This is a genomic window from Marinomonas spartinae (genome assembly GCF_900089775.1).
Classification (GTDB): domain Bacteria; phylum Pseudomonadota; class Gammaproteobacteria; order Pseudomonadales; family Marinomonadaceae; genus Marinomonas; species Marinomonas spartinae.
In genome coordinates this window covers 39,074-58,641 of sequence record NZ_FLOB01000006.1, presented here as the reverse complement: position 1 = coordinate 58,641, position 19,568 = coordinate 39,074, and the positions used below count along the sequence as shown (strand labels likewise).

22 protein-coding genes are annotated in these 19,568 nt (G+C 46.4%); 2 read left to right on the top strand and 20 right to left on the bottom strand.

Features of this window, described 5'->3' with window-relative positions:
* Nucleotides 1-4 precede the first annotated feature (4 nt).
* The 8 genes from madL to mdcA form a co-directional block, all read right to left on the bottom strand.
* Complete coding sequence (gene madL / locus MSP8886_RS13400) at nt 5-409, bottom strand: malonate transporter subunit MadL (RefSeq protein ID WP_067017254.1); 405 nt, start codon at nt 407-409, stop codon at nt 5-7.
* A gap of 105 nt (nt 410-514) precedes the next feature.
* Complete coding sequence (mdcH, locus tag MSP8886_RS13395) at nt 515-1,432, bottom strand: malonate decarboxylase subunit epsilon (protein ID WP_067017252.1); 918 nt, start codon at nt 1,430-1,432, stop codon at nt 515-517.
* The gene (locus MSP8886_RS13390; protein ID WP_067017251.1) at nt 1,429-2,067 is read right to left on the bottom strand and encodes a malonate decarboxylase holo-ACP synthase; all 639 of its coding nucleotides are present in this window, start codon (nt 2,065-2,067) and stop codon (nt 1,429-1,431) included. Before MSP8886_RS13390 ends, mdcH begins: the two co-directional genes overlap by 4 nt.
* On the bottom strand, nt 2,064-2,891 hold the full coding sequence (gene mdcE / locus MSP8886_RS13385) for a biotin-independent malonate decarboxylase subunit gamma (RefSeq protein ID WP_067017250.1): 828 nt from the start codon (nt 2,889-2,891) through the stop codon (nt 2,064-2,066). The genes MSP8886_RS13390 and mdcE overlap by 4 nt, the downstream gene beginning before the upstream one ends.
* Complete coding sequence (locus MSP8886_RS13380) at nt 2,888-3,742, bottom strand: biotin-independent malonate decarboxylase subunit beta (protein ID WP_067017248.1); 855 nt, start codon at nt 3,740-3,742, stop codon at nt 2,888-2,890. The genes mdcE and MSP8886_RS13380 overlap by 4 nt, the downstream gene beginning before the upstream one ends.
* Nucleotides 3,735-4,049 (bottom strand): malonate decarboxylase acyl carrier protein, encoded by a 315-nt coding sequence (gene mdcC, locus MSP8886_RS13375; RefSeq protein ID WP_067017244.1) that lies wholly within the window; start codon nt 4,047-4,049, stop codon nt 3,735-3,737. The genes MSP8886_RS13380 and mdcC overlap by 8 nt, the downstream gene beginning before the upstream one ends.
* An 8-nt stretch (nt 4,050-4,057) precedes the next feature.
* Nucleotides 4,058-4,969, bottom strand: coding sequence for a triphosphoribosyl-dephospho-CoA synthase (locus MSP8886_RS13370; RefSeq protein ID WP_083200955.1), 912 nt, complete (start codon nt 4,967-4,969; stop codon nt 4,058-4,060).
* Nucleotides 4,969-6,630 carry a malonate decarboxylase subunit alpha gene (gene mdcA / locus MSP8886_RS13365; protein ID WP_067017242.1) on the bottom strand — a complete coding sequence of 554 codons (1,662 nt, stop codon included), beginning with the start codon at nt 6,628-6,630 and terminating at the stop codon, nt 4,969-4,971. The genes MSP8886_RS13370 and mdcA overlap by 1 nt, the downstream gene beginning before the upstream one ends.
* Before the next feature lie 160 nt (nt 6,631-6,790).
* Between mdcA and MSP8886_RS13360 the strand changes: the two genes are divergently transcribed.
* Nucleotides 6,791-7,705 carry a LysR family transcriptional regulator gene (locus MSP8886_RS13360; protein ID WP_067017239.1) on the top strand — a complete coding sequence of 305 codons (915 nt, stop codon included), beginning with the start codon at nt 6,791-6,793 and terminating at the stop codon, nt 7,703-7,705.
* A gap of 219 nt (nt 7,706-7,924) precedes the next feature.
* Nucleotides 7,925-8,785 carry an NAD(P)-dependent oxidoreductase gene (locus MSP8886_RS13355; protein ID WP_067017237.1) on the top strand — a complete coding sequence of 287 codons (861 nt, stop codon included), beginning with the start codon at nt 7,925-7,927 and terminating at the stop codon, nt 8,783-8,785.
* Between the two features lie 66 nt (nt 8,786-8,851).
* Here MSP8886_RS13355 and MSP8886_RS13350 read toward each other — a convergent pair whose 3' ends face one another.
* From MSP8886_RS13350 to paaA, 12 genes are all read right to left on the bottom strand, one after another.
* Nucleotides 8,852-9,136 carry a hypothetical protein gene (locus MSP8886_RS13350; RefSeq protein ID WP_067017235.1) on the bottom strand — a complete coding sequence of 95 codons (285 nt, stop codon included), beginning with the start codon at nt 9,134-9,136 and terminating at the stop codon, nt 8,852-8,854.
* 150 nt (nt 9,137-9,286) lie between these two features.
* Entirely contained in the window at nt 9,287-9,460 is a 174-nt protein-coding gene (locus tag MSP8886_RS21935; protein ID WP_217491348.1) for a hotdog family protein, read from the bottom strand.
* Between the two features lie 218 nt (nt 9,461-9,678).
* Nucleotides 9,679-10,464: a transporter substrate-binding domain-containing protein gene (locus MSP8886_RS13345; RefSeq protein WP_083200954.1), complete on the bottom strand. Its 786-nt coding sequence runs from the start codon at nt 10,462-10,464 to the stop codon at nt 9,679-9,681.
* Between the two features lie 44 nt (nt 10,465-10,508).
* Nucleotides 10,509-11,525: a TRAP transporter substrate-binding protein gene (locus tag MSP8886_RS13340; RefSeq protein WP_067017233.1), complete on the bottom strand. Its 1,017-nt coding sequence runs from the start codon at nt 11,523-11,525 to the stop codon at nt 10,509-10,511.
* 130 nt (nt 11,526-11,655) lie between these two features.
* A complete protein-coding gene (locus tag MSP8886_RS13335) occupies nt 11,656-12,984 on the bottom strand; it encodes a TRAP transporter large permease (protein WP_067017232.1) in 1,329 nt (442 codons plus the stop codon).
* 1 nt (nt 12,985) lies between these two features.
* Complete coding sequence (locus MSP8886_RS13330) at nt 12,986-13,519, bottom strand: TRAP transporter small permease (RefSeq protein ID WP_067017230.1); 534 nt, start codon at nt 13,517-13,519, stop codon at nt 12,986-12,988.
* Nucleotides 13,520-13,619: 100 nt separating this feature from the next.
* Nucleotides 13,620-15,674, bottom strand: a complete 2,055-nt coding sequence (paaZ, locus tag MSP8886_RS13325) for a phenylacetic acid degradation bifunctional protein PaaZ (protein ID WP_067017228.1) — start codon at nt 15,672-15,674, stop codon at nt 13,620-13,622.
* Nucleotides 15,675-15,800: 126 nt separating this feature from the next.
* A complete protein-coding gene (paaE, locus tag MSP8886_RS13320) occupies nt 15,801-16,874 on the bottom strand; it encodes a 1,2-phenylacetyl-CoA epoxidase subunit PaaE (protein WP_067017226.1) in 1,074 nt (357 codons plus the stop codon).
* A 36-nt stretch (nt 16,875-16,910) separates the two neighbouring features.
* On the bottom strand, nt 16,911-17,444 hold the full coding sequence (gene paaD / locus MSP8886_RS13315; protein ID WP_067017224.1) for a 1,2-phenylacetyl-CoA epoxidase subunit PaaD: 534 nt from the start codon (nt 17,442-17,444) through the stop codon (nt 16,911-16,913).
* Nucleotides 17,431-18,192, bottom strand: coding sequence for a 1,2-phenylacetyl-CoA epoxidase subunit PaaC (gene paaC / locus MSP8886_RS13310; protein ID WP_067017530.1), 762 nt, complete (start codon nt 18,190-18,192; stop codon nt 17,431-17,433). The genes paaD and paaC overlap by 14 nt, the downstream gene beginning before the upstream one ends.
* A gap of 7 nt (nt 18,193-18,199) precedes the next feature.
* Entirely contained in the window at nt 18,200-18,481 is a 282-nt protein-coding gene (gene paaB, locus MSP8886_RS13305) for a 1,2-phenylacetyl-CoA epoxidase subunit PaaB (RefSeq protein ID WP_067017223.1), read from the bottom strand.
* A gap of 19 nt (nt 18,482-18,500) precedes the next feature.
* Nucleotides 18,501-19,493, bottom strand: a complete 993-nt coding sequence (gene paaA, locus MSP8886_RS13300) for a 1,2-phenylacetyl-CoA epoxidase subunit PaaA (RefSeq protein WP_067017220.1) — start codon at nt 19,491-19,493, stop codon at nt 18,501-18,503.
* Nucleotides 19,494-19,568: the final 75 nt, after the last annotated feature.

The window sequence follows — 19,568 nt, the reverse complement described above, 5'->3', positions numbered from 1 at the left end:
CACCTTAGACGCGGTCAGTAGAGGGAGACGAAATGGACGTTGACGCTTGCGTCTTCTCTTTGCCCATACGATCAAGCACTGGCACCAAGGCAAAACCAAGGACAACCGCCGTCACACCTGCACTAATTGCCATGGCACCGCCACTAAAGGCACCAAATACATTCTGCTTTGCCGCCATCGCCACCACGACGGGAATATACACCGCACTCCAAAATTCAACACCCTGTTCCGTTTTTGGATCGATCACCCCTTTTTTATTGAGATAACTGCCAGACAGAATCAATAAAATCATCGCGATGCCGACACCCCCCACATTAGCAGGAAGGCCTAATAAGTGCCCTAACACCTGCCCAATGCTAATACCAACTAACGTACAGATTGCTAATAATGACACTCCATAAATAATCATACTGCTCTCCAATTTTGTAATTTTTGTTTTACTGGATAAAAAGGTTTTCTTCTTCGTTACCTTATCTTGAGTCCATTACCGTTTATCTTTGCTTTCTCCCTCCATTTACTGTCTTCCTCCAAAATATAAAGTATTCAACTTGGTATTTTCGACGCTATAACACACACCGTGACGAAGCGTGTTACGAAACAAACTGGTTAGTGTGCTCCCTGGCGGCATTTCAATGGCTTTGCTCACACCGCGCTCGACGAGCATTTCGCAGCTATCATGCCAGTGCAGTTGATGCGCCATATTAAGCGCTAGATCTTCCTTTATGGCGCTCGCTTGTTTGATCACTCTGGCTTTAGCGGCGCTGACATAACGTACAACAGGCTCGTCTAGCTCGATGTACTGAAATGTTTCCAACAACTGCTGAGATTCCGCACTGAGTAAAGGGCAATGAGACGGAACGGCCACATCAAGAAGCGAGCTGGTACCCGAACCTTTTTTACGAACCCTCTCTGCCGCTTGTTTGAGTGATGCTTGATCGCCAGCTAACACAAATTGCTTCGGAGCATTTAGGTTCGCTAGATAAATACGTTTGCCTTGATTTTGGAGTGCTTCCACCACCGCTTGCACTTGTTCAAACACCGTACCTGTGATGGCGAGCATGCCATAGCCGGACGGATAAGCGCTTTTCATTAATTCTCCACGCGTTTTCACCAGAGATAGGGCATCCGTAAAACGCAAACAGCCAGCCACAACGGCAGCAGGATAGGCACCAATAGACAAACCCAAAACATAGGCAGGTGTGATGTCATTCGCTTGCAGGTAACGTCCCCAAGCAACCCCACAGATAAGCAAACTAAGCTGTACATTCACCGTGTCTTTTAATGCCTCAGCAGAATCTAGAGCGCCTAACGAAACACCTAACCCCTCTTCCGCTTGCTCTATCGCCTCCCTCACTTGTGGATGCTTGGGTAAATGTTGCAGCATCAATGGCCGTTGTGCCCCCTGCCCGGGAAAAGTAAATACCGTGGTCATAAGCTCCCCCCTTCTCGCCAAGGATCCCTCACCAAAAAGGGGCCAGTTTCCGATTTCAGCAATACTGTTTGGCTCTGCCCCGCCCACTCCAGTAACGCGATGGCCCCCGTGGGGGTTTCGATTTGAATATCCAAGCGACAGGGTAATTCACCGAAGTTTTGCCATATGTCCCGAGCGCAAGGCTTAGTTAATGGCTCAGGGGATTGGATCACTAAATCAAGATCACTGTCCGCGTGTATTTGCCGATCTCCTGTCGCTAGCTCATAGCCAAGGCTGCCCGTTATTCCCCATGGTAAATTGTTTCCATCCAGCACTGGGGCGACGCTTGCCAACGCCTGCAACACGGGCATGGTGAATCGATCCGGATGCTCCATCCAAGCTTGCCCCTTGGCTATGTCATAGGGGGTGACGCGTGATTGCACAGCAGCCACAGACGCATAGGCGGCGTAACGCTGGCGTTTATTGGCACCACGCACACCAACGGCAATTAACTTGGGTGTTGCCATTTTTTCGCGGCGCACGACAACAGGGCCATTTCCCTCAGTTACCCAATAAGGCAAGCCCTGTGTTTCGTCTTTGGCAATCAACGAAGAACGATCAAGCCAAAGTAAATCGTGCGCCTTCCAATTCATCATTTTGATGCAGCGCCTTTCCATTGGGCACGAAGCCGTTCACGTACCAAGCGGGATGCCTCTCGATTTTCCCCTTGCAATCGCTTGGTGATTTGGGTGTCACCACCAAGGTTTTTCACCGCTTGAACCAATTGTCTTTGTACTAACTCAATGTCTTCAAGTGAGGGAGCAATGGCACTGCTAACATCGATAAAGTGGTCGATAATCCCCAAGGTGGCAAAGCTTTTAAGATCGTAAGCCATAGGTGGTACGGTTTTGGCCAGCTCGTCCAGCGCGTCTTCCGAGCGCATAGTGATGCGTGCGGCGGCCGCTTTGCCCATGGCATGCACCATGACGCCTGAGTCATTCAACGCCAAAATACTATTGGCTTGATAACCGTGTGCTAAAAATGCCCCCGACATGGCTTTCCCCACTAATAGAGAAATAACCGGATGGCCTGCTTGCCTCGCTTGGACGTAAGCGGATACCGCACCCGCCAAGGCTTGATGAATGCCCAACGCTTCTTCTCTACGCCCATAAGCTTGGCTAGGCACATCAACGATAGCGATAATGGACGATTTATGTACTGGCTCAACCGTCGCTTCCTGCGACACAATATGGCTAACCGCCTCTGCCAAAGCCCAGCCTTCTAACAGACCCACTTCCCCATGGCGTGCTCGCGGATAGCGATTATTAGCATCGGGCTGAACCAATAATAGAGAACAGGTTCGTCCAGACAGCTCACCTTCACCAATCAAAAGAGAAGGCACCGCACCTTCTTTGACGGTCATTTGTGCTGCGAGCAAATCAAACCAAATACGGCCACGATGGGATGCCAACATATTCATAGGGACGCCTCCTTAGACAAGATCGCACGGGCCATTTCCGCTGTTATTTGTGAGCGGGTGTCCACCTTTTTCAGTCGATCTAAAGAGGATTGAATTGCTTCGCTACGAAATGCCTCCGGCACACCTTTACTCAGATATTCTTGGACTTTTTGGCGAACTTTGATGACATCCAAGTCAATAAAATCGTCAATCAAGCCCGTAGCATCACGTTGTTCGCCTCCTGTTAATCCCCAAATAAAGGAGCGATCCTGAGAATCGTACTCGCTGACGCCTGCTTCTTGCTCAATCACCTGAGGCCCATTCAAACCAAGGCGACCTTCGCGGGTCATTAATAGATAACTACATAAGCCTGCCGTAATAGACATGCCACCAAAGCAACCCACAGGACCTGTAATCAAAGCGACAACTGGCTGAAACTGACGCAAGGCAACAATCGCCGATTGAATTTCGGCAATCGCCGCCAAGCCTAAGTTGGCCTCTTGAAGCCGCACGCCACCGGTTTCTAATATCAGTACCGCTGCAATGGATTCCCCTGCTTGATTCGCCTCGACCGCTAACTCAAGTGTGCCGGCTATTTTTGCCCCGGCCACTTCCCCCAAGCTACCGCCCTGAAAACTGCCGTCGACGGCGATGGCCACCACCGATTTTCCATTGATCGAACCGCGAGCCGTCACCACACCATCATCAAACTGCGGCACTATACCTTGCATTTCTAACCAAGGAGAGGTGACACGATCGAACGGCGTCACCATTTCTCGCATGGAACCCGCATCCAGTATGTGTTCAACGCGCTTTCTCGCACTTTGCTCAACAAAACTGATGGCCAATCTTGGATCATTTCCATTACTCATAAGACAACTCCTTGGCTAAGGCTTGCTCTAAAGCCTGCTCTAGACGCAAACGAATCACCCCCGGTGTGGCAGAAAAATCATGGATATCCATGCGCATCGCAGGTAATGGATGCGCCACTTCAAGACGCTCAATGATGCTTAACCAACGCTGCTCTCCCTGCTCAGCGGATGAATGGATATAAATCTCCGCTTGGGGCTGATCGCTATTGTCGATCATGACTTCTAGGTCTCCTGATCCCACATAGCCAACTAGGGCTCGATCAATTGGCACGTTACGGGCCGGACGAGTAAAATGAAAAGTATTCATAGAAGCTCCTAAATTAGCGGTTCGCTTGATGTTTGAGCAGACTGTCGATCAAACAGACCATCGATAAAAAGTGTGGCAGCCAGTAAATCCGCGGCACCACCAGGCGAGGCATTACATGACAAGAGTGTGTGTTCTAAATCGCTTAGTAACTGACAACCCAACGAGGTGCCTACGCCGCCTGCATTCAACACAGCACTGGCGCCTTGCTGCATCGCCTCTAATCCTTCCAGCCCTGAACGAGATGCTACACAGGTGTCTGACAGTCTCGTCATGATGGCTAATAGCCCATTGAGTTGTGCATGGGATTCGCTATCGCCTCGGGCTCGACTCTGTAACAACATGGGTAAACCAAGTTCTTTCACATGGGGAAACCCTAATTGGGCCTCTTCTTTGGCGCCGGATAGACCATATTGGTGACGTACCTGTAAACCATTACTTAAATAGACCGTATTAAGGCCTGAGTCTGGTAGCATCGCTAAGTGCGCAGCATGATCAAACAGCTCATCAAGGGTGTTGGCTTGTGTTGCCGCTGAGACCAATAACCCCAGCGCCCAAATAGCGCCTTTATGGGTATTAACGCCATTTGTTTCTTGTAACATGGCCTTTTCAGCATCCCGCCCAATGGCACCAATATGCTGGCGTAATTCAGGACCTAAGGGGTATGCGAACGCCTTATCCGCCATCTCACAAAAGTAAGGTTGAAGACAACGGGCCGATGTTAATAACAGAGCCATGTCCATATCCAAATGGGCACCAGAACCGCGACGATCCACCAACGCAGGTTTAGGCGTTAGCGTGGCTTCTTGCACTAATGCGTTGTAAGCAAGGTAAGCAAGATTCGCCGCATCAAGACGCCTTAAGGAGATCCCAGTTACGGCGTCAATGACTTGCTGTGTGTCTTTTTTTAAATAGCTTCCCATTACCAGCTCCGAAATTTTGCAGGTGGCTTATAAAGCCCGTTTGACCAAGTTTCCAAATCCGCGATACTGGAAGCGGCCAGTAAATCTCGACTGGCATCACTGCGCCTGATCCCTAAATCTTGCGGGTAAGCAACCAAACCATCGCGGCGTAATTGCGCGGTTACTTCCGGGTCTTGGCTGAGCCCAAGTGGTGTTACCCCCGCCACAGCGGCAATCATGGCTCTTCGTTGTTCCAAGGATTGGGCTTTGTATACATAAGCAATCCCTTCCTCGGTCAGTACATGGGTCACATCACTGGCATAGATCATCACGGGAGCCAAGGGCATGCGGTAATCTCGGGCCATTGCCAAGGCATCCAGCTCTTCAACAAAGGTCGATTTACTACTGTCTTGGTAAGTTTCCACCATCTGCACCACCAGCTTGCGGCCTTTTGTTAACAAGGAATCGTCTGCTTTCATATCCAGCCATGCGGGGGAGGAATGACGACGACCGCCAGGGTCGTGGCCCATATTCGGTGCCCCACCAAAGCCAGCTAAACGTCCACGCGTTACGGTAGACGAATTGCCATCCCCATCGATTTGCAAGGTGGATCCTATAAACATATCCACCGCGTACTGCCCTGCTAGCTGGCAAAAAGCACGGTTGGAGCGCATAGAACCGTCTTTTCCGGTAAAGAAAACATCTGGCCGCTGGGCAATGTAATCTTCCATGCCAAGTTCCGTACCAAAGCAATGCACACTCTCGACCCAGCCAGTTTCGATGGCGGGAATCAAAGTCGGATGAGGGTTCAACGTCCAGTGACGACAGATTTTGCCTTTTAGCCCTAAGGACTCGCCATAGGTTGGTAGTAACAATTCAATTGCCGCAGTATTAAAACCAATGCCATGATTAAGGGATTGCACTTGATGTTTTTCGTAAATGCCACGGATCGCCATCATGCCCATCAACACTTGCAATGGCGTAATTAAGCGTGGATCCCGTGTAAAAAGAGGCTCAATAAAGAAAGGTTGATCAGCCTGTACAATGTAGTCTACCCAAGAGGCCGGAATGTCCACTCGGGGTAAATCGGCAACATCGTCAACGATCTCGTTGACTTGAAAAATAACGATGCCATCACGAAAGGCCGTTGCTTCCACCAAGGCAGGCGTGTCTTCTGTACTGGCCCCTGTGTAGATATTACCTAGTTTGTCCGCCTTAAAACCCGCCAACAGCGCCACATTGGGGTTCAGATCAACGTACAAACGTGCATACAGCTCAATATAGGTGTGTATTGCCCCCACCTCTAAAAGGTCATCTTCCATCAATTGGCCAATGCGTAGGCTTTGTGTGCCAGAAAAAGAAAAGTCTAATTTACGCGCGATGCCCGCCTCAAAAAGATCCAAATGTTCGGGACGGCTGACACTGGGCATAATCATATGCAGGTTATGGATTTTTTCGGGAGAGACGCTCGCTAAAGAGCGAGAAAGAAAATCAGCTTGTTTTTGGTTATTCCCCTCCAGCACCACCTTATCGCTCGGTTTTATTAGTCGCTCCATGGCGGCGACTATGTTTGATGTAGGAATGATAGAACCGTCGACTAGATCACTCAGTTCTAACATACGACTTTCTTTGTTCTGACGGCGACTGAACCAATTGCGTTCAGAATCAGTGTTCATTTGCATCGCATTTCATCCTGTTTTTTCTTTAACAGTATGAAGGAAACACGATGCCATCAATCAAGCTGCTTGAAGCTTCATTACTCTCATGCTAATAATCGTTTAAACAGCCCACAGATAGTCAACTCTCTCCTCTAGAACACTCTTACAGGATTTAGGATGCCTTATGTTTGATGAAATGATTACATTGAAAAAGCTGGAAATTTTTCTGACTTTTATGAAAGTAGGCACCTTGTCTGAAGCCGCTAACCAATTGCAACTGAGCTCTGTCAGTGTACACAGAGCCATTCACTCCTTAGAGGAAGGCTTAAAATGCCCTTTGTTTCGCCAAGAAGGACGACTGCTCACACCGCTGCCCAGCGCCAGAGTGCTGGAAGAACGAGTCACTCAAGTGCTCAATGATTTACAAGATGGCATTACCAGCACTCGGGAAGTGGCGGGTATCTATTCCAATCAATTTAAGTTAGGTGCCTTATACTCGCTGACCATTAATACCTTGCCGCAACTGATTGCAGGGCTAAAACGACGCAAAAGTGATTTAAATATAGAACTGTCACTCGGCTCAAATTCCTCTTTGCTGAGTAAACTGAGGAACTTCGAGCTCGATGTCATCATTGTTTCATCGGAAAAAACACTGGAGGATGACGAATTTACCTCTCTGCCTTTGTTTGAAGATGAGCTGATGTTAGCGGTTAGTCGTGATTCGTCTCTTGCCAAGCAGCGCAGCATCAAGTTAGAAACGTTTCAGAACGAAAATTTTGTCACCCTTTCAAGTGGTTTTGCTACGGCAGAGGACACCAAAAAAGTGTTCCAGCGTGCCAGTATACAACCCAATGTCGTGATGGAAGTAGGCGATATATTCTCGCTAATGAGCATGGTCAGTGGCAACGTTGGTTACGCCATTTTACCGCGCCGCGTAGAACATGTTTTTGATAATAAAATCAAACTTTTGTCGATAGAAAATATGCCAGACATGAAGCAACACGTGGTGATGGTGTGCCTTGCCAGTCGAGAACGAGACCCACGTATTCTCAATTGCATCGTCGAATGTCGTCATTATGCGAGAAACCATAAACGTTAAGACACACAAAGTCAGGAGGCAAGTAACGCCCCTCGCCAACGTACTGGCTTCCACTTGGCTTATAAGAGGAATGACCGCGCTGAATAAAGCCGTCTGTTTTTGCCGCATCTTAGCGTCGCTCGTGACATCGTGCAAAGGTCTCAGTTAGAACATTATTTACAAACTCTGCCTTTTTCTATTTGTTACAATGGTGGAAATATCACTAAGAAAGAGGGTTTTATGGCTAGTGTGGGATTTTTAGGTTTGGGCATTATGGGTAAAGCGATGGCGTTAAATTTACTCAACGCCGGATTTGATGTGACGGTTTGGAATCGCAACCCAGAAAAATGTACTGAATTAGTCGTTAAAGGTGCCCATCAAGGTATCTCACCGAAAGACGTTGCAGCGAACTGTGACATTACCTTTGCCATGGTCTCAGATCCAGACGCCGCTCTGGCACTTTGCCAAGGGCCAGATGGCGTTGCTGCTGGCATTGGCTCAGGTCGTGGCTATGTTGATATGTCGACCGTAGACGACGGCACATCAAAAACAATCGCTCATTTAATTACTCAAGCAGGCGGCCGCTTTTTAGAAGCCCCCGTGTCTGGTACCAAAAAACCTGCCGAAGACGGTACGTTAATCATCTTAGCGGCGGGTGATCAATCCCTGTATGACGATGCCAAACCCGCTTTTGACGTGATGGGTAAAATGTCCCCCTATCTTGGCGAAGTCGGCCAAGGGGCCAATATGAAACTTGTGGTGAACATGATGATGGGCGGCATGTTGAGCATCTTCAGCGAAGGTCTGTCTTTAGGCCAAAAAGCAGGCTTAGACGGCCAGCAGATTTTAGAAATCCTTGATGCTGGCGCCATGGCGAATCCCATGTTTAAAGGCAAAGGGGCCATGCTGTTGAATGAAGATTACACGACCAGCTTTCCGCTTAAACATATGCAAAAAGACATGCGACTTGCGGTTGCGTTAGGGGATCAGCTTGATCAGCCTCTGCCAACGGCCGCTATTGCTAACGAAGCTTTCAAACAAGCCATGAAAGCAGGTTTTGCGGATGAAGACATCGCAGCGGTTTATAAGGTAGTAAAATAGTCACGGCTTGAGAACAACTTAAACGTAAGAGGAAAGCTTCGAACGCTCTCCTCTTACTCTCTTTATCTAGGCATTTGCCGTCACGTTCACCCTTGGCAAATCCGCCCCATCATAATAATTAACGTAAAAGGTTAACCCCCCACCCGTGTAGGTAACGGACTCCCCTGCGGTGACTCTTTTATCAACGACCGATTTTTTGTTTTGAAAAATAGCAAAGTTAGCCGTCCCTTCTGCTGAAGGATCTAGCGTTAATGTCAACGTTGTAGCATCAAAAAATGATGCGGTAAATAGTGAGCGTTGAGTACTCGTATCTAAGGCCAAACGTGCATATAGCTGTCGGAAGGATGACATATGGTATTCCCTTTGTTGTGTATTTGAGTGAAACGCAAGCCAATTATCTGTCCCAAGAGGAAAGATAAAAAAAACATCACCATCACTCAATTACACGGGATTACATGAGGTCATCCTTTCCTAGCCAACGATGCTAAAATTCTCCACCAATCAGCCCGCTTTTCTAACCAAGGTTAAAATGTCATAGCTGGCAACCAACTCATCGTGCTGATTGGTGACTTGCACGTCCCAAACCACGACACCTTGTGGCTCACCTTTAGGACTTAGTTTGCCTTGATCGATTTTGCGTTTACAGGTTAAACGCGCACGAATGGTATCGCCCATTGGAATTGGTTGTTTAGAAGCCTACATTGAGCTTATTAGGCGCCCTAACTCTGTGACTTTAGGGCGCTATTGCAGAGTGAAAAAATTGAGTGATAGCGGCTAGGGAAGGAGCGGCAAGCCCTCTTGCCTCAACATATGAATCAAATCATGCTATTCGAGGCAAGAGGATTTATTCGCATTTTGTTTGTCGTTTTATTAACCTATGATGAAGCAAAGAGCTATGGCTGCAATCCCCAATGCGCGATAATGCTGTTCTTCTCAGAACCATTTAACCAAGTGTTAATTTTATTTACCAAAATTTTATTATTCTTTTTCACCATGTAAGCTTTCACACTAGATGTACCTGGTAAAATTTTCGAAGCGACACAAAAGACATTCTTTTCAGTTGCTTGGTAGTAATTTCCCTCAATTGAATCAGTAATCATCGCATCAGCTAAGCCATCACGAATTCCCTGCAAATTAGCAAAATTATTTTTAGTAAGAATTACATCTGCCTTCGTTATATGCTTGTCCACATAAATCTGGTTAGTACCACCAGGATTGACAATTACTTTCACATCGGGTTTGTTAATATCATTCAGAGTACTTAGTAGCTTCTTATTCTTACAATTAATTAAAATTATTTTTCCGTTTTTAACTACCGGTTCAGAGAACAAAAACTGCTTGGAACGCTTTTTGGTTAATGTCACTCCTCCAGCAGCCATATCAAATTTGTCATTAGCAAGATCTTGAGACAAAGTGGGCCAAGTAAACTTCACAAACTTCACTTTTAAACCTAGGTATTTTGCTAGATCTGTTGTCATATCCACAGCAAACCCTTTTAGTTTTCCTGATTTATCATAATATGACATTGGCTTATAGTCGCCTGACAAACCAACTTTAAGAACACCACTTTGTTGAATTTCTTGCCAAGAACGAGCCTGTGCCTGTTGTATATTAAGAGCAAAAATGCAAAATGTAGCAAACGATATAAATTTTGATATTTTTTTATTTATTATAAACATGACTTAGTCCTAATGTTATTTACAACGAATGTTTATTGGCTTAATTAATTTACATTTTTTCTAAAGTAAGCAAGTGCCGCTTTTGCATCCACTTTGCGATCAGAGACAGAATTAATCCATACCTGATCAATGCCCTTTTCTACTTTATTCATCTTTTTTACGATGGCATCATTTGGGGTAAGAAATACCACGTTAACACCATTTTCTTTTGCCGCTAAAATGCCTTCCTTGTCTGCTTTACCCCATGCCGCGCCAGCTAATCTTGAAAGCTTTTCACCCGAAACACTCATTATGGCATCTCGGTCTTTTTTGCTAAGACTGTCAAACGTATCTGAATTCATAAAAATACTAAATGCCGTTGTATAAAGCCCTTTAGGAAACAAGGTAAGGTTGGTTGTTACTTCGCTTAATCGAAGCGTTTTTTGCTGCTCTGCTGGTAAGAATGTGCCATCAACGACGCCTTGTTGCAGTAATTCATAAGACTTAGGTGCCGGAGCAGAAATGGGTGTCACTTTTAAGCGTTCAGCAAGAATATTCACTAAACCACCGCCAATACGCATTTTTTTACCTATCAGATCGTCCAATGAATTGACAGGGAAGTTTGTATTCAACTGACCTGGACCATGCACAAACAAGGCAAGCAATTTGAGACCTTGGAATTCTTGACTAGGTTTAAAGAATTTTTCATAGGTCTTCCATAGTGCTACAGATCCCACCTCTGCATTGGTTATCTCACCTGGGATTTCAGCCACACTGGTTAATTTGAATCGACCGGGTACATAAGTGTTGACAGAAAAGCTTACATCATAAACACCGTCTTCTACTGCATCGAAAAGCGTTTTAGGATCACCAGTAAAATTTTCAATATCCACTTTAACACGACCGTCAGTCGCCTTTTCAACCCACCGTTTCCAAGTTGGCCAAACGATTGAATTTTGCGCGCTAGTAGGCGGCAGCCAAGTTGCCACATGTAAGGTCGTTTCTGCTGCAGAAGCCAATCCGGACGCTAAAATAGACGTTCCGCATACGACCCAAAGTAGATTTTTTTTAATCTTTATCATATTTATTATTCCTATTATTAATGACTTACATTACTAAAAACTTAGTTCTCTATAACAACTTTTTGAATCCAAAGCTTTAAACACTTATAGATCTCCCCCCTCCTCTCTCCTACTGATTGATAAAAACCATTTACCCATATAAAAAATTGGGTAAAAACATCGATACCGGAACGATGAAAACGATGATAAAAAGCCGAATAATATCGGCACACCAGAATGGGGTGACCCCTTTGAAAATTGTGCCTGCTTTTACATTTTTTAATACGGCACTTAATACAAAGACATTCATCCCCACAGGTGGAGTAATTAAACTAATCTCGGTCACCACCACAACGACAATGCCAAACCAGACAAGGTCAAATCCTAGGCTAGATACCAGAGGATAAAATACCGGCACAGTCAGTAGCAGCATGGAAAGACTTTCGAAAACCATTCCAAGAATAATGTAAATAACAAGTATAGCCATGATCACTAGCATCGGACTTAATTCCAATGCTGTGACAAAATTCAACAAGGCATCAGGCAGACCAGCGCGGGTTATAAAATCTGAGAAAATGAACGCACCGATCACCACACAAAACAACATGGCAGAGGTTCTAGTGGTATCTACCAGCGTTTCAAAAATCCCACCAAAACTCAGGCTACGGCGACTCAAACCAATGATGAGCGCCCCACCCGCACCAATACCAGCGGCTTCTGTCGGAGTAAATACGCCCAAATAAATACCGCCCATCACAATAATAAAAAGCAACAAAACACCCCAAATACTTTTTAGGGCGGTCATTCTTTCTTTAAAGCCCATTCGTTCACCAGCAGGGCCTGCAGCAGGGTTACGCCAAACAACAAAACGCACAGCACACATATACAAGAAAATACCCAGCATGCCAGGAATAAAACCAGCCGCAAATAACTCTCGAATACTGGTCTGGGTAAGCAGGCCATAGATAACCAAGATAACGCTAGGAGGAATCAATATGCCCAATGTTCCACCAGCCGCAATCGAAGCGGTTGCCAAACTATCCGCATAGCCAAATTTGCGCATGGGTGGCATAGCGACTTTGGCCATGGTGGCTGAGGTGGCTAAGCTAGATCCACAAATAGCGGAAAAACCGCCACAGGCCAATACCGTTGACATGGCTAACCCGCCTTTTCTATGACCTAGAAAGGCATAAGACGCATTGTATAATTCTTGTGATAACCCAGATCGGGTCACTAAATTCCCCATCAAAATAAATAGAGGAATGACTGATAAATTGTAGTCTTGCACGGTTCCTATCACCCGGCTGGACGCCAGTGTAAGGGCCGCCGTCCAACGAAAAGACAGTACATTGTCAAAACTCAAGCCCTGCAAGATCGCAAAACCGAAAAAGCCTACCACACCCATTGCGAACGCGATTGGCATGCGAATAACTAGGATTAAAAGCAATAGAACGGCAAAGCCGATTAATACAACTGACATACTACTCTCCAAACTGCTGTGGTTCGTTATTGCCTTTCAGAACACGGTATGCACCATAGGTCAACATACAAGCAGCGGTTATCCAGCTCATAACGGCGATATATTCGGTTAAATATCCGGTGGGGATTTTTAAATACTCACTCACTTCACCACGGCGCAGAGAGCGTTCAGCCAGTTGATAAATACGAACTGCTAAGAAGTAAAACGAAGAAGAGACAATCAATACTGAAAATAAACCAAGCACCTTAACAATTCGATTGCCTAGTACATTATCCAATAGATCCACGACCACATGACTTCCTCGCCATGTAATCAATGGCATTTGGGCAAAGACCATCACAGTCAAACCGATTTGAGTCAGCTCAAAAGCGCCATTAATAGAATTATTAAATAGATAACGGCCTACGACATCCACACAAGTTAGCGCCATCAAAAAAAGCAAAACGATTGCAGAAATGCCTTCTAGTACCAAACCAACCCAGCGGTAGATATTTGGCTCTGGGTAATGCCTATCAATCCAACCTTTAATCGACATGACAGCTCCTATATTTTTGTTATTTTATTATTTTATTATTTTATTAGGTCAATCTACATCATTTACAAAAAATCAGGGCGGATTAACCGCCCTTTCGGGATCAAGCAGATTTCTTCTTAACCAAGGTTAAAATGTCATAGCTGGCAACCAACTCATCGCGCTGGTTGGTGACTTGCACGTCCCAAACCACGACACCTTGTGGCTCACCTTTAGGACTTAGTTTGCCTTGATCGATTTTGCGTTTACAGGTTAAACGCGCACGAATGGTGTCGCCCATTGGAACCGGTGTGATAAAGCGCAACGTATCCAAGCCATAATTCGCCAATACAGGGCCTTCGCCCGGAGAGACAAATAAACCCGCAGCAGCGGATAGCACAAAATAGCCATGAGCAATACGCTGTTCAAACTGAGAATCTCGTGCGGCAATATCGTCGAAGTGCATATAGAAATGATCGCCAGACAAGCAACCGAAGTTCACGATGTCGGCTTCTGTGACCGTACGTCGATGAGTCAGTAGAGACTCGCCAATGCGAAGGTCTTCAAAATAACGACGGAAAGGATGCACATCGGTCTCATAGGTCTCGCCACCACGAACGTACTCACCCGTTACGGCGGATAGCATGGTAGGTGAACCCTGAATAGCAGCACGTTGCATATAATGTTTTACACCACGAATTCCCCCCAGTTCTTCGCCGCCACCAGCACGTCCAGGGCCACCATGTTTTAACATGGGCAATGGCGAACCGTGTCCGGTGGATTCTTTTGAGGAGGCCTCATTCAAGATATGCACTCGACCATGATACGCAGCCAAAGCAGGCACCACTTTTCTGGCAACATCTGGGTCTTGTGTGACTAAGGTTGTGACCAAAGAGCCTTTACCACGGGCAGAAAGCGCGATAGCGTGATCAAGATCTTTATACGGCATTAACGTACTAATCGGGCCGAAGGCCTCTATGTCGTGCGCTCCGCCTTCGGCATCTGGGTCATTACTCAGTAGCAAGGTAGGTTGTACAAACGCCCCCTTTTCAGAGCCGTTGCCAAGACATTCAAAAGAGGCATTATGACCATAAACAACCTGACTGCTTTCTAACAACAAATTGAGTTGAGATAACACATCCTCTTTTTGCTCAAAAGACGCCAATGCGCCCATGCGTACCGAGTCTAGATGAGGATCACCAATGGACACTTTGGCAAGACGGGCGGTTAGACGTTCAGATACCGCCTGAACTTGATTCTCAGGGATCAAGACACGACGAATTGCCGTACATTTTTGCCCCGCTTTCACGGTCATTTCCCGCGCCACTTCTTTAACAAAAAGATCAAACTCAGGACTGTCGACTGATACGTCCGGCGCTAAGATGGCGCAGTTCAGTGAATCCGCTTCAGCGTTAAAAGGAATGCCGTTATTAATTAAGTTCGGTGTGGCTTTCAACTTGGCGGCAGTGCTTGCAGATCCGGTGAAGGTCACCACATCTTGCCCCTCCAACCGATCCAGCAAATCGCCGGTACGACCTATTACCAGCTGTAGACTGCCCTCCGGCAATACAGCAGACTCTTGCATCAGGCGCACACACGCTTCGGTCAAATAGGAAGTGGATGTGGCAGGCTTAACAATACAGGGCATCCCCGCGAGGAAATTGGCAGCAAACTTCTCTAACATGCCCCAAACAGGGAAGTTAAAGGCGTTAATATGTACGGCCACACCGTGACGTGGCACCAAAATATGGGAGCCATAGAACTGTCCTTCGCGACCTAACGGAAAGGCATCGTCTTCATGAATCAAGTTGCCTGATGGCAATTCTCGTCGCCCTAAACTCGCGTAGGCAAATAACGTCCCCGCACCGCCTTCAATGTCTACCCAGCTATCATTGCGAGTGGCACCGGTTAATAAGGAAATCGCGTATAATGACTCTTTGTGTTCGAGTAAATATTTACCTAAGTCTCGTAAACAAGACGCCCGACTCTGAAAGTCCATCGCCATCAAAGCAGCGCGACCTTTGCTGCGAGCAAATTCCAGTGAACGGCCAAAATCAATGGTTTCAGCGTGTGTATGATAAATCGTTTCACCGTTAACAGGGCTAACTAACGCTTGTCCAGCTTGGTTACCTAACCACTCGCCTGCAATAAAACTTTGTAAGATAGGACTTTGGCTCATAGTGTTCTCTCTCCATCGGTGGCGTAGTACCACCGTCATCTTTGTTATTATGATGTACTGATCGTATTGTTCGGTTGTTAACTGTCTTTATGCTTTCTATGCAATAAGACGAACGATCAAGCTGAATTAGATTTGGTCAAAATCCAACACAACCTTTTTGGACACAGGGTAAGACTGACAAGAAAGCACGTAACCGGCTTCCACTTCGTAGTCTTCAAGACCAATGCTGATGTCCATGTCCACTTCGCCTTCAACCACCTTACATTTACAGGTAGAACACACGCCTGCTCGACATGAAAACGGCAGGTCTGCACCGTGCTCGTTGCCCGCATTCAGCAAGTTCTCGGTATTTTGTTTCAACTCAAAAGTCATCCCATGACCATCACGAATAACGGTGATTTCTGACATATCTGCATGGGCAGCAGCCTGGGCACGTTTTTCTCGTTTGCGCTCATTGCCAGCGGCAGCAAACAGTTCAAAGTGAATGTTTTCGTCTGGCATGCCTAACGTTTTCAAGACATCCTGAACGGTTTCTGTCATAGATTGAGGGCCACAAATAAACGCCCCTGTTAGCGCTTTCACATCCAGCCAACGATCAAATAGAACACGACATTTATCCGCATCAATATGGCCGTTATACAAATCGATATCCTGCTGTTCGCGGCTCAATACGAAGATCAAATTCAAGCGATCCATATAAGCGTTTTTGAGATCGGCAAGTTGGTCTCGGAACATGGTAGAAGACGTGGAGCGGTTACCATATAACAGGGTGACTTTACTGTGCGGCTCAGTGGCCAAGGTGGTTTTCGCAATAGATAGAATCGGAGTAATACCGCTGCCTGCAGCAACCAATAAATAGTCGCCATGACGAGCGGGATCAAGCTCTGAATAAAAATGCCCTAACGGAGGCATGACCTCAATAACATCACCTACTTTAATCGAGTCATTCGCAAACGTAGAAAACAGTCCATCAGGTACGCGTTTAATGGCCACCCGCATTTCATTATCGTGAACACCACTGCAAATGGAGTAAGAGCGACGCACTTCTTGACCATCAAGATGAGTGCGTAATGTTAAATACTGACCTTGTTTAAATTGATAGGCCTTTGCTAAATCCGCAGGGATGTCAAAAGCTAGGGAAATAGAGTCCCGCGTTTCACGGCGTAAATCTGAAACAGTAAGTGGGTGAAATTGATTCATCTGTGTCTCCACGGCCAAATTATTGTTATCTATGGCTCAAATGCATTTAAAATAGTCAAAAGGTTCTAAACAGGACTTACAGCGATATAACGCTTTACAGGCTGTCGAGCCGAATTCACTGATTTGCTCCGTGTCTTTGCTGCCACAATGTGGGCATTCAACTTGTGTTATTCCCGACAACAAAGAGCGCTTATTTGAGCTCCCAACTGGGGGAGCGATGCCGTATGCTTTAAGGCGATTTCGACCTTGTTCGTTAATCCAATCCGTTGTCCAAGCAGGGTCTAAGCGCTGGGATACTTTCGGATGAGCAAAACCTGCTTCTTGCAGCGCATCCCGTATCGATGTTTCGATATATTCCGTCGCTGGACAGCCTGAATAAGTTGGTGTCACAACCACCTTAAGGTGCCCATCAACCCAACTGACGTCCCGCACGATACCAAGGTCCATGACACTCACCACCGGCACTTCTGGATCCATTACCTCTTCCAGCACCTTGTAGGCTTGCTGGATATCGGCCTCGCCCCCAGAACGACCCTGTTGGTCGGTGGTAATTAACTCACCAGCTCGCATCGGGATAAGCTCGTTGTAAGAATTGCATTTCTGCTAATAAGATGCCCAAATGCTCAGTATGCATACCTGTTCGCGCACTCAAATAGAAAGTGCTTGGTGCATCAGGAACCGTCAAGGTCGCTTTAGCGAATACCTCATTGACTGTCGCTAACCATTGCTCAGGCAGCTCGGCAAGGGATGGGATATCACCCGACTCAGCTAAAGCCACCTCGGCAGCGTTTTTCTCAACCAACTCAACAGTAAAGCGCCAAACCGTATCGATCGCTTTTTCCATGCGTTGATGGCTTTCGTCAGTACCGTCTCCTAAACGCTCAACCCATTGAGAAGAACGACGCAAATGGTAGATCACTTCTTTTAATGACTTTGTGGCAATCGCTGAAATGCGCTCGTCTTTTGCGTCTTTCAGTATTGTCAGTAGGTGAAATTGCCAAGCGTCATAAAAAAACTGCTTTGTCATGGTGACAGCAAAATCACCATTTGGCTGTTCAACTAATAACAAGTTGCGGAACGCACGCTCATCACGACGAAACGCTAATACATCGGCATCGGTGCCATCGTTAATGCGCTCAGCCGCATACTCATACCAATTGCGCGCTTGGCCTACCAAATCAAGCCCAACGTTCATCATCCCCATTTCTTCTTCAATAGCTGGGGCGCGGCCTGTCCATTCACACAAGCGCTGGGCTTGGATCAAGGCGCTGTCGCCGAGGCGCAGTAAAAACTCGGTTAATTCATCGTACTGTGTCATAACCACCTCACATATGTCCGACTTCATCGGGCAATTCATAAAAACTGGCATGACGGTAGACTTTGTCTTCTGCTGGATCAAACAAAGGCTCTTTCTCATCACTCGCCGTTGCCGTAATAGCGGCGGATGGCACAACCCAAATACTCACACCTTCATTGCGACGAGTGTACAAATCTCGTGCATTTTCAATGGCCATTTCAGCATCAGTGGCATGCACACTGCCCACATGCTTGTGATTAAGACCGTGCTTACTGCGGATAAAGACTTCAAAAAGTGTCCATTCAGACATGGTAAATACCTCAAATTCGTTAGGCTGCAGCCTGTTGTTTTTGTTTTTTGTTGGCATGAGCGACCGCCGCTTCACGTACCCACGCTCCGTCTTGGATGGCATTTCGACGTGTTTCCAAACGTTCGCGATTACAAGGCCCATTACCTTTCAGCACCTCGTAGAACTCTTCCCATTGGATTTCTCCAAAGTCGTAATGACCACGCTCTTCATTCCACTTCAAGTCTGGATCTGGCGCTGTACAACCCAATATTTCTAACTGAGGAACCGTCTGATCGATAAAGCGTTGACGCAGTTCATCATTGGTGTGACGTTTGATTTTCCATGCCATGGATTGAGCTGAGTTTGGCGACTCCGCATCACTTGGACCAAACATCATTAGCGATGGCCACCACAAGCGATTGATTGCGTCTTGCACCATGTCTTTTTGCGCTTGCGTGCCGTGGCGCATCATATGCAAAAGAATTTCATAACCTTGGCGCTGGTGGAAACTTTCTTCCTTACAAATACGAATCATGGCACGTGAATAAGGACCATAGGACGTACGCTGCAACACCACCTGATTGACGATAGCAGCACCATCGACTAACCAACCCACGGCTCCCATATCCGCCCAATTTAAGGTGGGATAGTTAAAAATACTGGAGTATTTAGCACGACCGGAATGAAGTTTTTCGATCTCTTCATCACGATCTGCGCCCAAGGTTTCCATTGCGCTATACAGATACAAACCGTGCCCGGCTTCATCCTGAATTTTCGCCATCAGTTGCAATTTACGTTTCAAGGTTGGGGCACGTGTGACCCAGTTACCTTCTGGCAACATTCCCACAATTTCTGAGTGAGCATGTTGCGAAATTTGACGAATCAGGGTCTTACGATAGTTATCTGGCATCCAGTTTTTTGCCTCGATTTTAATCTCGGCATCAATTTTCTCCTGAAAGGCCCTTTCTTCTGGCCCCATTTCAGCCAAGGATTTTACCGCCTTTACCCCTGTTTCAACTTGTTGTGCATACATACAAACCTCCGCAAAGTCGTAGCAATGAACTCTATTGCTTTCTTATAAGAATACATTAACGACACAATAAAACAA